Genomic DNA, 16833 nt, shown 5'->3' with positions numbered 1-16833 from the left:
ATCATGTTGAGTGAATTATATTGCGATTGAAAGTTCCTTCTCCCCTCGGGAGAAGGTTAGGATGAGGGGGATTTTATGTCGATCTATGCTTTTAATAAGCGTTTATAAAAGAAGTCTATTATTAAAATCTCTTTATTAAACATCTCTATTTTAAAACAACTACAAGTTGATCCTGTTGATTCAATTCACCAAGCACATATCATGCTCAATCAGTCATATCTCAATGTTTATAGAAATTGAACAGCACAGTAATTATCTAAATACAAATATGACAATCCTATTACTTTCTTAAAATAAGATTAAATTTAACCAATATTAAATATAAGAGTAAGAGATCTTACACATTTGTTCTGTATGTTTTTAAGCTGAATCAAAATCACATTTAATCAAGACTTAAAGCCAAAGGGAATCGTATGACAGACCTCACGCCATATCATGAAAATCAAGAGTTAGATAATAATACTTCGAATAACACACATTTCCGTGACATTTTAGAACAACGGATTTCTCGTCGTAGTTTAATTACAAAAACAGCAAGTGGTGCAGCTGCTCTCGCTTTAGCATCGAGCCTAGTCGGCTGTAATGACGACGATGACAATAACTCAACCCCAACAACGACCGTTAAAAAACCAGAAAAATTCACCTTTAACCCTGTTGCAAAAAACCTCAATGACATCGTCACTGTTCCTGCTGGTTATGAAGCAAATGTGCTTTATGCTTTAGGTGATCCATTAACGCAAACTATTCCTGACTGGGATGATAACAATGTTCCTTCAGGGGGCAGCTTTACAGCGCGTTCAGGCGATTGTCATGATGGTATGAGTTATTTTGGCTTAAATTCCAATAGCTCTAAATATGATGCGAAAGCCTCAAACCGTGGCTTACTGGTCATGAATCATGAATACATTAATCAAACCTTCTTACATCCTAAAGGTGCAACAAAAGTAAATGGCCGTCGCCCAGAAGATGAAGTGATTCGTGAAGTTAATGCACACGGTGTTTCCATCATTGAATTAAAGAAAGATGCAACCACACAAAAAGTAGAGATTGTTAAAAGCTCTCCATTTAACCGCCGTATTACAGCATCAACAGTTATGGACTTTGCAGGTACAGTTGCGGGTTCAGACTTGGTGAAAACCAAATACTCAAGCTCAGCAAAGCAAACACGTGGCACACATAATAACTGTGGTAATGGTTATACACCTTGGGGAACTTACCTCACCACAGAAGAAAACTTTATTGGATACTTTGTGCGTAATAAAGGTGACGATGCAAAACGTAGTGCGGCTGAAATCATCGCACTGAATCGCTATGGTTTAAAAGATGGTGCCAGCTCACGTTATGGCTGGGAAACTGCGATTGGGGCAATCGAAAACCAAGATTTATATGACCGCTGGAACTCTTCAATTGTCGCTGACTCCGCGGACAAAGATTATCGCAATGGCGCAAATACCTTTGGCTGGATTGTTGAAATCGATCCATTCGATAGTCGTTCAAACCCAGTTAAACGTACATCTTTAGGTCGCTTTGCACATGAAGACTGTCGTTCAAGCCGTTTAATCGAAGGGGAAAATCTGGCCTTCTATATGGGCGATGACTCACGTGGCGAATATATCTACAAATTTGTATCTGATGCGAAGTGGGATGCGAAAGATGTGAATGGTGGCTATCGCGCTGGCGATAAATATATGAACAGTGGCAAGTTATATGTTGCGCAGTTCAATAATGATGGTACAGGTAAATGGATTGAATTGGCATACGGTAAAAATGGTTTAAATGATAGCAATACAGTCTATCCTTTTAGATCTCAAGCCGATGTCACTACTTTTGCACGTTTAGCCGGTGATTCGGTCAAAGCCACCAAAATGGATCGTCCTGAATGGGTTGCGGTGAACCCTGAGAATGGTGAAGTCTATGTCACACTAACCAATAACTCGAACCGTGGTACAGCACATGCATTAGATGCCGCAAATCCACGAAACTATAGCGACCCAGAAGGCGGTAAAGGCAATGTAAATGGTCACATTATCCGCTTCCATGAAAAAGATAATAAAACCACAGCTGAAAGCTTTACTTGGGATATCTACCTCTTTGGTGCCGAAGCAAAAATGGCCAGTAACATCAACTTATCTGGGTTAAATGATAACAATGATTTATCTTCACCAGATGGTATGTGGTTCGATCCACGTGGTGTACTTTGGATTCAAACGGATGATGGTGCTTATACAGATACCACCAACTGTATGATGCTTGCTGCACTCCCTGGTAAAGTCGGTGATGGCGCAAAAGCAATATCATCTGCTGGGCAAGAAACGATCGTGGGTAAACAAGTCACTGATGAAAACCTGCGTCGCTTCCTAACAGGTCCAAAACAATGTGAAATCACGGGTGTCACCATAACACCCGACTACAAAGCCATTTTTATCAATGTTCAGCATCCTGGTGAAGACTCACCTAGCTTTGATAAGCCATCGAGTAACTGGCCTGCCTCACAAAAAGATCCAAGCAATAAGACCGCTCGCCCGCGCTCTGCAACTGTCGTCATTACTCGTAAAGATGGCGGTGTAATTGCTGGCTAATCAACTAAATTTATTTTTTTAAAGCCATAGTGACGAAAGTTGCTATGGCTTTTTATTTTTCAATAGCGCGCTTAATCTCGACTAACTCGCCCATATGTTCACCTTGTTGTGTTTTTTCGATCCAATCAATCTGCGTACTGCTTATTCTTAAAAAGTTGGAACAGCGTGTCCCATAAATTGGACTTTGAATAAATGTTGAAGACAACAAAGCTTCCATTTCTGGATTAATTCCAGTATTGGGCAGTAAATCAGGAATAATTTTTCGTTCATCTTCTAAAATATCCCAAACAGCGAATTGTAGATCTTGTTCAGAGATATCAGGAACTTGCAGCATGGGTAAAAATTCTTGGGTAAAGCGTTTACGTAAATGCTTGGTTTTTTCCCAATCGTCTGACATCAAGCCATTTGAAACGACAAATACACCTTGGGATAACACTTGTGGGGCTTCACCACGATTACTCATATAAACAGCTTGCTGTTGATCACCCATAAATAAGTTAAAACCTGCATAATCTCTTTGCCGCTTTTCCAGTGCTTGTGCAAAACGAATCGGTGTTTGATCTGACGCTAAAAAGGCTTGAATCAAATAGCCTCGTGTCGTCGGAGAAGTTTGTTTATCAGCACCATCACGATAATTGGTAATCACTGCCCAACGTCCCTGTGGTGTGACCCCCATCCATGTCCCGCCTGATTGCAAATCTTGCCCTGCAATAATCGGACTGTTCGACCATGACTGTAATTGAGTGCTTGGACGATGGTAAAATTCGTCACGATTTGAAATTAAACAAACAGGTAAATCATCCAAAACTTGCCAAGCCAATGCCACAATACACATAAAATACATTCCATGAAGTTTACACATTGAATGTACAACATTTTTAATATGTTTCAGCTAAAATCTGTGCAAAATAGAAAATCAAGGATTAGGAATGCTCACCTACCCGAATATTGACCCAATTGCGATATCACTGGGTCCACTCAACGTCCATTGGTATGGACTGATGTATCTCTTGGCATTTTTATGTGCTTGGGGACTTGCTACTTATCGCGCTAAACAACGTGCTGACTGGAACTCTGAAATGGTTTCAGATCTGGTGTTCTTTGGCGCACTTGGAGTTGTGCTCGGTGGTCGTGTTGGTTATGTCTTATTTTACGAGTTTGGCAAATTTTTAGCAGATCCTATCTGGCTATTTAAAGTCTGGACTGGTGGTATGAGTTTCCACGGGGGCTTCCTTGGTGTAATGATTGCCATGCTTTTGTGGTGTCATAAATATAAGAAAACTTGGTTTGAAACCCTGGACTTCATTGCGCCCTGTGTACCGACGGGCTTGATGTTTGGTCGAATTGGTAACTTCATCGGTGGTGAATTATATGGTCGTCAAGTTTCTGACCCTAACTTTGCGCTAGGTATGATCTTCCCGACTGATCCACTACATTTGGTTCGTCATCCATCTCAGCTCTATCAAGCGCTGTGTGAAGGACTGCTGCTGTTCCTTATTCTATGGTTCTATAGTGCTAAACCACGCCCACGTTATGCCGTGTCTGCAATCTTTCTAATGGGTTATGGCTGTGCTCGATTCTTTATGGAGTTCTTCCGTGAACCTGATGCAGATCAAGGTTATATCTTGTTTGGCTGGATGACCAAAGGTCAAATCCTCTCATTCCCAATGATTCTGATTGGATTATGGTTAATTTGGTATGCCTACCAAAAGAAAATTTTTGACTGGGGTCCACAAAAAAATACTTAAGCCTTATGGGCTAAGTTTAAAAAGGTGAAGCTAAGCTTCACCTTTTTTATGCTAAATTATCATTATCCAATTTAAACGAAATCACTATGCTTGAATTTTGGTTTGATTCTAAAGTCTCGGTTGCAAAGAAGCTCATTTTTCTTATTTTATTGACACTGGTTACTATTGGACTATATTGGTACCAGCCTCTAACCCCTGATAATATTTTACTTTTTGCAGGTACAGGTATTATTTTTCTGATTTGTCGTTACTGTAAGGTTCATTTTGCAGCCCAACGCCCAACAGGATTTCTTTATCGTTTATTGACCTGGATTCCACTGGCTTTAGTTTTGGCATTGGTTTTTAAAAACATGAACAATGGTGAAATTTTAATCCCAGGCGCTCAAGGTATTGGTTTTATGGCCCTAGCGGTGTGTATTTTTTCACCACTCTCCCTACTCAATAAAAATTCATCTGAACAAGTATCTAAATAATGTTAGATTTTTGGTATTCAGCGCGCTGTAGCCGTGAAATGAAAGTGATCATCTCAATCTTAACCTGTGTGATAATTTATTATTGCGCCACGATTGAGAAGTTAAGTCCAACGTTTACCGTGATATGTTTAGCAATTGGAATCTCTACACATTTATTAAGAATGCTGGGGCTAAAAATTGCTCAACATAATGTCTATGCTCAAGGTTTTAAAATTTTATTTTCAATCTACCCATTGCTTGCACTTATGCTTTTAATGGCTTTTTTACCCGCACAACATAAAATATTGACCTCGATTCAAGCGGTTGGCTTTGCTGCATTGGGTCTATTTATCATGTCAATTTATCAAAATCGCGCAAAACGTTTTGACTAAAGGTGTTGTAGTAAAAAAGCATAGTAATAAAAAAGGAAGCCTTTCATTCCAAAAGCTTCCTTTTTTATCTTTTAATCCGTAATAGATTAAATGCTTTTGACTGTGAAACTAAGCAGCTAGACGATAATATTCATAGGTTACATTTGGGTCTTTATATACATCGTAACTACGTTGTCTAAAATCAGAAACCCATTGAGAACCTGTAAATCCGGCAATATGACCATAACGATGGCGACTGGTACTGTTGATGATATAAATATCACCTTCTTGAGGATTATCGAAGTCAGGACGGATTTGCTTATAACCAATCTCAGTTAAAGTCGAACCCCAATCTGATGCGGCAACAGGATGATCAGAAAAACGCGCACCTGCTGATTCAAGCGCTATACGCACATATCTTGCACAACGATGTGCAGTAGTACTACGTGACATACTGACAAGTTTTTCAGTAAATTTGCTAATATCGATTAAGCTTTCTTTCTTAAATGCTTCAGTTTGATTTTTAAAAGTTTCAAATGCTTTATTCTTTAAGTATTCATCTGGTCGAAAATTATTATTTTGATTTTCCGATCGAATCTGAATATGAACCGTGGGATTCACGTATTCATTCATATTAACATTGTGGTCGTAAATCATGCATTGTCCTCAAACTGCCCTTTTGAATTGATTCAAACCACCTTGTTTAAACCAATAACAACTTTTCACAAGCCATGAATAGTAATCAGCAATTCTTAAAATGTAGACTTAAAACATGTAAAAAAATATGTAAGTGTTAATAAATCTCATTTGTAACGACTCAAGCTACTGAAACTGCTGACATTACACAATTTATCATCTAGGTTTGTTTGTTTAAAATTTAATCAATAAAAGTTTACTCGGCCGTATCATTAAAATATTTTCTTAATTTAATCAACACATTAAACTGTCAATTCAGTCACACTTTTGTTTTATGAATTCAGCAAAATCGTATGCTAAAGAAAGATTTTTTCAATAAAAAGCTGACGTTATCAACATCAGCTTTTTAGAAATTATGCTGTCGGTGCTTAATAACAATCCCAGTTATACACCACTTTAGAGAAATCTCTTTTTTCAAGATCATCAGGATGAATAAAGAAGTTCCCTACACCTGAGTCGCCCCACATGATCTCAATACCTTCAGCTTCACCTGTATCAATCTGCAGCAGCAAAATATAATCTTGAATAGATTCATTGTATTCACGTGGATCAGATTGAGTAAAAAATGGATATCCGCCTAAACGATTTCCGCTTGCTGAAAAAACTTCACTGTATTCATCACAAAACTCTTCTTCATCGTCTCTTTCATAAGGGTCTGTGACTTTTTGGGCAAAATCAAAATTGTTCATATCAATATAGCTTTCAGCCTTCTCAAACTGAATCGCAGATTGCCCTGCGATAGGACTATAGATATCGTCCTCAGCAAAACTTGGAAAATCGCTTTGTAAAAGTGCAAGATCTTGCTCAATCTTGTCATAAAAAACCACGCGAAAACCATCTTGCTTTTTTTGATCATCAAAATTGAGACCATATAAATCATCATGCGGATTGATAAAAAACTGTAAAATTCCAGACTTTGGATAATGTTGATTTTCTGGCACTTCTGCAAAATTGATCTGCGCCAATAATTGTAAGTCATCACCCTCCGCGCTCTGCGGATATTGCTTTCCTACAGGTAAATAAGGATTTCCACCCACTTTGCTTTGCCAAATCTGTAAATCTTCAGCGGGCAATAATGATATTTCTATACTGTCTTTTTTTGTCGCAATAATTTGCGTTTTATAAGGCTGTAAACATGCTGGGAGCTCATTCAAATTTATACTCATTTTCAAATACTCTTAGTTTTAAATGTTAGATGGATGCAAAACAGAAAATAATCTAGCTTAAAAAGAAAGTGAGATTAGTATAAACTCTGAAGCTATTCAGAAACATTACGAATGGGTAATCATGCGACATAATCTGTCATTTGTGTCGTATAAACTCCCCAAATTGGAAACTATATGAAAGCGTATTTAGACCTTCTACAACATATCCTAGACGATGGCGGTGACAAAGGTGATCGTACTGGTACAGGTACTCGTTCTGTATTTGGTCATCAAATGCGTTTTGACTTGTCAAAAGGGTTTCCGCTACTAACCACTAAAAAAGTTCATTTCCGCTCAATTGTGATTGAACTGCTGTGGTTCCTAAAAGGCGACACCAACGTTCAATATTTAAAAGACAATAAAGTTTCGATCTGGGATGAATGGTCTACCGCTGAACAGACTGCCCGTTTTGGACGTCCTGAAGGTGAATTGGGCCCAGTCTATGGTCATCAATGGCGTAACTTTGGCGCAACGCAAAAAGACAATGGTTTGTTTGAAAATGATGGTTTTGACCAAATCAGTTGGTTGGTCAATGAAATCAAGACCAATCCAAACTCACGTCGTTTGATTGTGTCTGGCTGGAATCCAAATGAAGCAGGTAAAGTTGCATTACCGCCATGCCACACTTTATTCCAATTTTTTGTTCAGGATGGAAAGTTGTCTTGCCAACTTTATCAACGTAGCGCAGATGTTTTTCTAGGGGTGCCATTTAATATTGCCAGTTATGCTCTACTGACTCATATGATTGCTCAAGTTTGTGGTTTAGGCGTAGGTGATTTTGTCTGGACTGGTGGTGATACACATTTATATGTTAATCATTTTGAACAAGCAAAACTTCAGTTAACACGTGACCCCTTACCACTGTGCCAACTCAAGTTAAATCCTGAAATTAAGGATATTTTTGACTTTAAATTTGAAGATATTGAAATTGCAGGTTATGAATCACATCCTGCAATTAAAGCACCTGTAGCTGTTTAAATATTTTAATTCAGTCTTTCCTTATTCCCTCCTTGCAATAGGAGGGAAAATTTTCCAATGGATAATAAGCGAATTCATTATGACATTTAAAAACTTTGAAATTGTGCATGTCGTTGCAATGGATCAACAACGCTGCATTGGTAAAGCGAATGATCTTCCATGGCATATTTCAGCAGACCTTAAACACTTCAAAGAAATCACCCAAGGTGGTATTGTGGTGATGGGACGTAAAACGCTTGAATCGATGGGACGTGCATTACCTAAACGTGTTAATTGGGTGATTACCCGTGATCAAGACTGGAACTTTGCTGGTGTTAAAACGGCCCATAGTATAGATGCTGCTTTGGAGCAAGCCATTCCTGATGTATTGGCATCAGAAAAACCTGCCAGTATCTTTATCATTGGTGGTGGTGAAATTTTTAAACAAACTATGTACATTGCCGATCGTTTAGAGCTCACCCACATTGAGCTCGATGTACAAGGTGATGCGTATTATCCAGAAATTCCAGCGGAATTTAAAAAAGTTGCGAGTGAGTCACATGTTGATGACAAAACAGCTATTGCTTTTGAGTTTGCAACATACCGAAAATAGCACTGAACTTTATGAACAAAAATAGTGGCTTATGGATAGCTTAAAAACAAGATCAATACTGCATACACTTGGAATGGGAATAATCCATTCCTTGTTTAGCTTATTTGTGGTATTGAGCAGCCTGTGGTTTTGTTTCGCGATTTGGATTCAACACCCCTTAGGAAAAGTTTTCAGCTATATCATCATCCCTATTTGGATTATTTTTGCACTGAGTATTCTTGGAATCTATTTTACTAAAAATATATTTAGCCGAAAAACTGACAGTCTGATCTATATCATCGCCTTTATTGTCAGCTTAATCTGGTACTTTAATATTCCTGCACAGCAAAATCGTCAATGGAGTCCAGAAGTTTCCAGAATTTTTACTTATGAGCAGCAAGGTAATCTTGTCACGATTCATAATGTCCGCAACTTTAATTGGCACTCCCCTGATCAATATGACGAACGCTGGGAAACCAGAAGCTACAACTTAGATGAGATTACAGGCGTCAATATCATCACCTCTTATTGGATGGGACCACAGATTGCCCATACCTTGGTCAGCTTTGATTTTTTAAATCAACGTCCACTCGTTTTTTCCATTGAAATTCGGAAAGAAAAAAATGAAAACTTTTCTGCAATTGGTGGTTTTTTTAGACAGTTCGAGCTAAGCCTAATCGCTGCAGATGAAAAAGATATTGTTTATACACGAAGTAATATTCGAGGTGAACAGGTTTATTTTTTCCCGATTCAATTACCAAAAGCAGAGACCAAAGCATTATTTGAAGAATATCTTTTGAAATCTTCCGCTTTAGCAGAACATCCAAAATGGTACAACACCCTAACCAGTAACTGTACAACTTTGGTTTTTGATATGGTTCAGGCGATTTCCCCTGAAAAATTACCAACAGATTATCGTTTATTGGCTTCAGGTTATTTACCCAATTATCTTTATGATTTGGGTGCATTAAATCATCAATGGTCAATCAAAGAATGGTATAAAAAAGCACATATCAATCCAAGAACGGCTGAATATGCTCAGTTTAAATATCAAAATAGCGATAACTTTTCTAAAGTGATTCGTTTTGGTTTACCTGAAGGCCACGCTCAATAATGTATAGCTTTAGTCAGCTCGTCTTTATGGTTTAACTCAATTTTGTTTATATAATGATAAAATTAGGAGAATACGCATGTTTAAATCCATAATCGCAACCACATTCATCACAGCAACGCTCTTTTTTTCTGGATGTGCATCTACACCAAGTGCCGACCAACAAAGCCAAAATCTAAGTTTGTTGCAAAACAAAAATTGGACACTCACGCATATTGGTGCAACAGAATATAAAGCAACGTCAAATGCTCGCAACGTACCAAGTATTCAATTTGGTTCAGATTTACGGGTAAGTGGCGCAGATGGCTGTAATCGCATTATGGGTGCCTATGCGATCAAAGGGCAACACTTGACCTTAGGGCAACTCGGCTCAACTCGTATGTATTGTCAAGACACTATGAAACTCGCGGCTGACTATACTGAAGCACTCAATAAGGTGAAAGGTTATCAAGTGTATGACAAAACGTTAAAGTTAGTCGATCAATATGGCAATCGTGTTTTGCAATTTACAACGCCATAACATCACCGAATCATTTATTTATATACACAGTTTAAAAGCTTAAAACATTAGGCTTTTAAACACCTTAGATTATAGAATCCAATACCAACAATGAAATTGAATAAAAATTTTAACTCAATCAATGAAAGACAATAATTTTACTACACACGCTGTCTTATCATTAGGATTAGAATAACAACAACTTAAAATTTGGATATTTCTATGAAAGTCATTGGCCTTATCTTGATCTCGTGTCTACTTCTATCTGCATGTAGTTCGATGAATGTAAGACCTACAGTTGGGGTAAGTATGGGAACATCCGTTAAATAAAAAACAGCGCCGAAGCGCTGTTTTTTGATCAATAAAAATTATGGGCATGTAGTCGTATTGATACCATAAGGACTGTTTAAATTTGGTCCGTATGTCCCATCAGTACTGTAATCAGATGCAACTGAAGCGAGCCCTAAATTATATGTCGTTCTAAATGGTAATGTCGCAACTTGTGATGATGCGCCAATTTGTACATTAAGCCATTGAGCATAAATCTTCGGATAACGAATCACAAAATCAAATTTCCCTTCAGCATCCGTTGTATACGTTGCCGTAGCCCCTTGTCCTAAGAATGTTGGTACTTTAACTGGAATGCTGTTTACTTCATTATTAGTAATTGCACTATATGGCGCGGTTACAGCACAACTATGTGCTGAATTGATTGTTGTTAATGCAGGAAAGTCATCAGTCGTATCTGCTGGCGTTCCATTATTGTTCATTGGAATACCATTACTTAAATAAATATTTGGATTGTTCAAGTTATAATAACCACTACCAGGTCCAACCCATTTTAATACTGGATCAGAGCCAGGCACAGGTGCTAACGCCCAAATGTAACGACCTTTAACATAATTAGTTGGATTAATATCCATTTCCACTTTTTGATTCGCTAACGGCTTACCATCAAAATCGACAACACTTACTGATAAATTTTTCGTGTAGTACACACCGTCATTTGAAGATCCCGTTTCTGTAGGATTAACACCGATGACAATTGATGCAACTGGATTCTGCACAACTGACTGCACAACATTAATACGTGAAATTTGAGTTGCGTCTAAATACCCTGCTTCACTGAATGTTGCTGTTAAATTTAAATCATCAGCATCAAATGCTGCTGCAGTATATGTCGCATTACGTGCACTTTCATCAACCTTAACTTTAAATACTGCTTGTCCATTTTGGTCGGTTGTTAAACCAGATGCACCAACAATAATTACACCATTTCGAACAAAATCTTTGATATTCAAATTGACATATTTATTCGCAACACCACCACCATTTTGATCAACTAAAGTCACTGTAACATTTGCTAGATCATTACGCACATTTAGTGTTGCTTTATTCGACTCGATTCGTAAATTATAACGTGCAGGTTGAGGTGCTGTTGGTGAGGGTTTAAATGCAGTTAAACGATAAATCTGTGTTGTTAAGGCGCCATTTGTATTGGTATTACTTGCTGTTAGTTCAATACCACTTGCCAATAACAAGTCTCCATCAGCAGTATTACCATCCACTTCCACAGAGAAGAAAGCATTACCATTTGAGTCAGTTTTTACAGTCTGTGGTTTACTTGTATTTGTTGGGTGTCCATCTCCAGGTGTTCCAATAATCAATGTCGCAGAATTATTCGCCGCTAACGTTACATCTTCATTTCTAACAGGAAGACCATTGTTATCAAGTAATTGTACTTTAACAATTGTTTTATCGCCGGCAACACTTAAACTTGCCTTAGAAGAATCTACAGTTAAATGATTTGGATTAACTGCCTCAAAAATACTAAATTCCAAGGTAGATACAACATCAACTCCTTTCGGGTTTTTAATCGTACCTTTGATTTGAATTGCTTTAGAACCTAAATCAATTAATGCTTGTTTAGCAGCACTTGGAATATCTTTTGGAATCGTAATCGTAATCTGTGTTTGACCATTTGCTGCTGTTACTAGCGAATCATTACTTAAACGAATTCCTGCATCATAAGCTTCTTTATTTAAAGCTAAATTTACAGGATAGCCCGTATTAGCGCCCAATTCATCTTTAACTGCAACTTGGACTTGATAACTTTTGCCAAACTCTAATTCTTTTTTATCAGCAGTTAAACGCAAGTTTACAGAATCTTGAGGGATGGCAACCTGAATGCTACCCGTCTGCTGAATACGATCACCATTATTACGATTTGTACCCACAACAGCAAACGTGATGCCATTCTTGATTAAGCTCGCATCATAAGCACCTTCAGCAACTCGAATGGTAAATTCAGCTTCACCCTTACTATTCGTTGTTAAATTGGAGTCTGACAATGAAACACGAGAACCCGCTAAACTTGATAATGCAATCGCGACAGATGTATTTGGAATAATTATTCCATTCTCATCTTTGGCAATCACTTTAACACGGACTTCTCCACCCAATACAGAAACGGTTTGAACATCATAGCTCAGACTTAACGCTGCCAAATCTGGAATGACAACCACAGGTTGAGAGATCTCAACTTTACGCGTAACTGTATAAGCAGAGCCATCGGTACGTACTCCTTTCACAGCCACGGTAAGGCCATTTGCAACCAAGTTCGCCAACTCACTTGTGTTATTGGCTTTCACCTTAATCTTAAACGTTGCTTGACCTTGGGCATTCGTTGTAAGTGTTGCTGCCGTCGCGAGGCTCGCTCCATTACTTGTCGCCGCATCATTTAACCCGATAGACACTTTTTGATTCGCCAGCGCCTTACCATCTGTACCCAACGCATTAACGGTTACATCAAATGTTTTTTCGTTATTTACAGTTAAAATGAGGCTACCCAACATATCAATATTCAAGTGATCTAAATCAATTTCACCTTGAGCTGTTGGTGCTTTGAAATTGAGATTGACTGTACTTGCTGCGCCAGTTCCATTGGTTGGTTTAGCAATGAGTCCTAAACCATTCTCAACTAATGCTTTTTGGGTTGGACTTCCACTTGCTTTATACTGATAGGTAAATGTTGCATAACCTGTTGCATCTGTAAGTGCATCCGCAGAACTGGTTAGACTTAATCCTAGGCTTTGCAACTCTGAAACTGAATATGCTTTTGAAAATCCTAAATTAACAGTCTCTCCTTTTAATGCACCACCTTTTACACCTGTAGCTTTCACTTTGACTACAATGGTTTGATCCTTAGTGTAATCATAGGCCACATTAATCGGGTCTATTGCAAGATAACTTAATGCTTCCTCTGACTTCGCTTCATCTTCTACTGTAATCTTAATGCTGTTCGTTACATTATTATCTGTGGTAAATGTTGCAGTAATACCTGCCGCAACTAAAGCTTCAACAGCTGCTGGCGTTTTAGCATTGGTTTTTAAGGTGTAAGTGACATAACCTGTTTTAAATTCCTGTTCTGCACTTCCATCAAAAGTAACACCATTAGAATTCGCTTCAGCATTTAGGCTCAGTTTAACCTTACCTTGAGTCGCGGCTTCACCTTTATTATTAATTCCTTTGACTGTAATGGTAATCGAATCATTTTTTGCATTAATCTGATACGAAGATGCAATTTCAAGACGTTGAAGTGCCTGTTGATTTGATGCCCCTGTATCAGCAGTTGTCACTTTGACTGTTGCTGTTGCAAAAATATCTGCTGAGTCGCTATAAGTCGCTTTTAGGTTAATTCCTTGTTGAGATAAGGCAATCGGATACGATGATGCAGATTTAAGGGTAAATACCGCATAGCCTTTCGCATCAGTTGTCACTTCTGCCTGATCAATCGTTACACCATATACAGCACTACTATCTGTAAAAGATAATTTTACTTTTTTATTGGTTAAAAGATTGCCATCACTATTTTTTGCAACAACAGTAACTTGCGTCGTTCCACCTTGTGCAACAATAGGGCTATCTTGAGTAACGATTTCTAATTTTTGAACAACTTGAGAAACATCTTTAAAAGTAATGGATGCTTTTGCTTGGCTCTCAGCTTTAAACTCATCCACTAATTTAAAGTCTAAACTTGATGAGGTTAATACAAGTTGAGCAATGTCAGCTGCTGTTAAATCACTATTTGCAGTAATATTAAAAGTTGCTTTGCCTAGCTCATCTGTTTTTAACGTAGAACCATTTGTAATCGAGAATTTACCTTGCATTTCAGCAGGTAAAGCTAAAGATACAGATTGATTCGATTTTACACCACCATTTTTATCTGTGACTTGAGCAGTAATAGAAGCTGAACCTTTTGGCAGATTAAGCACAACCCCTTGTTGGATTTTAAGGTTATATTCACTTTGAATTGTGCTTGTTTTTTTAATATTAAGGGTATAAACCTGTTTAATTGTCGTTCCATCTACAGTCGCAGTAAGCTGTACTTTTCCAGAATTCACATTTAATGTAGGAATATTTAGTTCAAATACCGCAACACCATCATCACCAGTTGTTACTTGAGAACTCTTGCTCGTTACACCTAATTTTTCACTATCTGCAATCGATAAATTTACCAATTTAGCAGCAACACCACCTTTATCACTATTCAAAGCTTGAACTGAAATTAAGACTTTAGAATTGTCAAAAGCAACTTCAATTGGTTTAGCTTCAGCATCTTGTAGTGTAAGCCCTAAACTTTCTACAACTTTTTTAGTATCCGTGGTTGAGCCGTTACCCCCATTTCCCGTACTCCCCCCAGTATTCTTATTATCATCATAGTACCCACCACCTCCGCCGCCACACGCCACTAAGGCTAGTGAAGATGCAAGAACTGTTGCTTTAACCCCTAATTCTTTAAATTTTGTTAAGTAAATCATAATTTCATCCATTGTATTTAGTATAAGTTTTGCCCTAAAAATACTTTTATGGCTTTTACACGAAATGTACTCAAATCTACAAAACTTTTCAATCTAATACTTGTGATATATTGAAAAAATATAATTTGACGACACTCTTTATATGAATATTTTTTATAAATTGCTGTTAAATATTTAATTGATATTTCTTTTAATATAATTAAATGAGGAGAAGAGATGTACGACATCATCATCATTGGCGCAGGAACAGCAGGTATTAGCGCATATAAAGAAGCAATCAAATATACATCTAACTTACTGATTATCAATAAAGGGCCTTGGGATACAACTTGTGTCCGTGTTGGCTGTATGCCAAGTAAAGTTCTCATTTCAACTGCAAATCGAATGTATGACATTCAAAATGCCAATGAGGTCGCTTTGGAGGTAAAAGCAGAAATCGATACACATCAAGTTATGCAGCATGTTAGAGATTTACGTGATCGCTTTGCTCGCGCAACGCTTAAAGATATAGAAAGTTGGGAGGCTGCGCATAAAATTGATGGCGAAGCTAAATTTGTAAATGCAAATACGGTTGAAGTTAATGGAAAACATTATCAATCTAAATCATTTATTCTTGCTGTAGGTTCAACACCGACCTATAACCAAGATTGGAAAAATAAACTAGGCAATAAACTGATTACTTCAGATGAAGTATTTGAACTTGAGACGCTGCCTAAGTCTATTGCCGTGATCGGGAGTGGTGTGATTGCAATTGAATTAGCTCAAGCGATGCACCGCTTAGGCGTCAATACGACTGTTTTTGCAAGAAGCAAAAAAGTGGGGGTGCTTAGTAGCCCTAATTTACAAGAAATCGCTCAAGCAGAATTATCCAAAGAACTTAACATTAAATTTGAAGTTTTACCTGATTCAATCCAAAATCTTGAAAATAGGGTTGAAATATCATTTATCGAAAATAATGAATCTAAATCCATACAGGTTGACTATATTTTAAATGCGACTGGTCGTGCTACAAACTTATCAACTTTGTCCCTCGAAAACATTGATCAGGCATTCTCAGATTTAAAACAATTACCGGTTCATCACACCACTAAACAATTGGCTGATTTCCCAATATTTATTATTGGTGATGCTTTTACTCAAACACCTTTACAACATGAGGCTGCGAATGAAGGAAGAAATGTCGTTTCAAGTTGTTTAAATTTTCCCAATATACACAGCTTAAATAACCTAGCACCTTTAGGTATTGTGTTCTGTAGTCCAGAAATGGGGATTGCTGGGCAAAACTTTGCCACGCTGTCAAAATCAGACACAGCATTTGTTACAGGTTTTGCTTCTTATGAAAAGCAAGGTCGTGCATTGGTTTTAGGTAAAAATAAAGGTGCTGTTGAAGTTTATGTAGATCAGCAAAACAGAAAACTCTTAGGGGCTGAACTTTTTATTGAATCTGCTGAACATATGACCCACTTACTCTCTTGGATCATTGCAGAACAGCTGACAATTGATGAGATATTAGCAAAACCTTTTTATCATCCAACCTTGGAAGAAGGCTTAAGAACTGCATTAAAACATGCCCGAAGACAGCTTAAATAACGTTTTTACCTATTGAATGAAGCTCTATTTTGTAGAATAGAGCCTTTATATTTTCTTGCGCATATTTCTATTTCCTTTCGCTAATCAACACCGCACATAAAAAAACACCCCGCTCTCGCTAAAGATCGGGGTGTTTTAGATTTAAAAGCTGGCGATGACTTACTCTCACATGGGTAACCCCACACTACCATCAGCGCTAAGAGGTTTCACTTC

Annotated in this window: 13 protein-coding genes; 9 read left to right on the top strand and 4 right to left on the bottom strand. The window is 37.7% G+C overall.

Going from position 1 to position 16833, the window contains the following annotated elements; all coding sequences use genetic code 11:
- The first annotated feature begins 413 nt into the window (after positions 1-413).
- Positions 414-2579: a PhoX family phosphatase gene (locus ASC84_RS09535; RefSeq protein WP_056514072.1), complete on the top strand. Its 2166-nt coding sequence runs from the start codon at positions 414-416 to the stop codon at positions 2577-2579.
- A gap of 52 nt (positions 2580-2631) precedes the next feature.
- Here ASC84_RS09535 and ASC84_RS09530 read toward each other — a convergent pair whose 3' ends face one another.
- Entirely contained in the window at positions 2632-3414 is a 783-nt protein-coding gene (locus tag ASC84_RS09530) for an NRDE family protein (protein ID WP_056514071.1), read from the bottom strand.
- A 94-nt stretch (positions 3415-3508) separates the two neighbouring features.
- Between ASC84_RS09530 and lgt the strand changes: the two genes are divergently transcribed.
- The 3 genes from lgt (at position 3509) to ASC84_RS09515 (ending at position 5171) form a co-directional block, all read left to right on the top strand.
- A complete protein-coding gene (gene lgt / locus ASC84_RS09525) occupies positions 3509-4327 on the top strand; it encodes a prolipoprotein diacylglyceryl transferase (protein ID WP_004726496.1) in 819 nt (272 codons plus the stop codon).
- A gap of 86 nt (positions 4328-4413) precedes the next feature.
- A complete protein-coding gene (locus tag ASC84_RS09520; protein WP_056514069.1) occupies positions 4414-4800 on the top strand; it encodes a hypothetical protein in 387 nt (128 codons plus the stop codon).
- Positions 4800-5171 (top strand): hypothetical protein, encoded by a 372-nt coding sequence (locus ASC84_RS09515; protein WP_004726492.1) that lies wholly within the window; start codon positions 4800-4802, stop codon positions 5169-5171. Before ASC84_RS09520 ends, ASC84_RS09515 begins: the two co-directional genes overlap by 1 nt.
- Before the next feature lie 108 nt (positions 5172-5279).
- Here the strand turns inward: ASC84_RS09515 and ASC84_RS09510 are convergent, their stop codons facing one another.
- Both ASC84_RS09510 and ASC84_RS09505 read right to left on the bottom strand, forming a co-directional pair.
- A complete protein-coding gene (locus tag ASC84_RS09510; protein ID WP_004726489.1) occupies positions 5280-5807 on the bottom strand; it encodes a hypothetical protein in 528 nt (175 codons plus the stop codon).
- 407 nt (positions 5808-6214) lie between these two features.
- Positions 6215-7012, bottom strand: a complete 798-nt coding sequence (locus ASC84_RS09505; RefSeq protein WP_056514065.1) for a YwqG family protein — start codon at positions 7010-7012, stop codon at positions 6215-6217.
- A gap of 174 nt (positions 7013-7186) precedes the next feature.
- Between ASC84_RS09505 and thyA the strand changes: the two genes are divergently transcribed.
- From thyA to ASC84_RS09485, 4 genes are all read left to right on the top strand, one after another.
- Positions 7187-8029, top strand: a complete 843-nt coding sequence (gene thyA / locus ASC84_RS09500) for a thymidylate synthase (RefSeq protein ID WP_056514062.1) — start codon at positions 7187-7189, stop codon at positions 8027-8029.
- Between the two features lie 79 nt (positions 8030-8108).
- Complete coding sequence (locus ASC84_RS09495; RefSeq protein WP_056514060.1) at positions 8109-8621, top strand: dihydrofolate reductase; 513 nt, start codon at positions 8109-8111, stop codon at positions 8619-8621.
- Positions 8622-8652: 31 nt separating this feature from the next.
- Positions 8653-9714, top strand: a complete 1062-nt coding sequence (locus ASC84_RS09490) for a DUF4105 domain-containing protein (protein ID WP_056514057.1) — start codon at positions 8653-8655, stop codon at positions 9712-9714.
- A 76-nt stretch (positions 9715-9790) separates the two neighbouring features.
- Entirely contained in the window at positions 9791-10231 is a 441-nt protein-coding gene (locus ASC84_RS09485) for an META domain-containing protein (protein WP_056514054.1), read from the top strand.
- 347 nt (positions 10232-10578) lie between these two features.
- Here ASC84_RS09485 and ASC84_RS09480 read toward each other — a convergent pair whose 3' ends face one another.
- A complete protein-coding gene (locus tag ASC84_RS09480; protein ID WP_056514159.1) occupies positions 10579-15030 on the bottom strand; it encodes an Ig-like domain-containing protein in 4452 nt (1483 codons plus the stop codon).
- 216 nt (positions 15031-15246) lie between these two features.
- Between ASC84_RS09480 and ASC84_RS09475 the strand changes: the two genes are divergently transcribed.
- A complete protein-coding gene (locus ASC84_RS09475) occupies positions 15247-16620 on the top strand; it encodes a dihydrolipoyl dehydrogenase (protein ID WP_056514051.1) in 1374 nt (457 codons plus the stop codon).
- Positions 16621-16833: the final 213 nt, after the last annotated feature.

Source organism: Acinetobacter sp. Root1280, assembly GCF_001425285.1.
In the GTDB taxonomy this organism is placed as follows: Bacteria; Pseudomonadota; Gammaproteobacteria; order Pseudomonadales; family Moraxellaceae; genus Acinetobacter; species Acinetobacter guillouiae.
The sequence above is the reverse complement of the archived record's forward strand: the minus strand, read 5'-3'. Positions and strand labels throughout refer to the sequence as shown.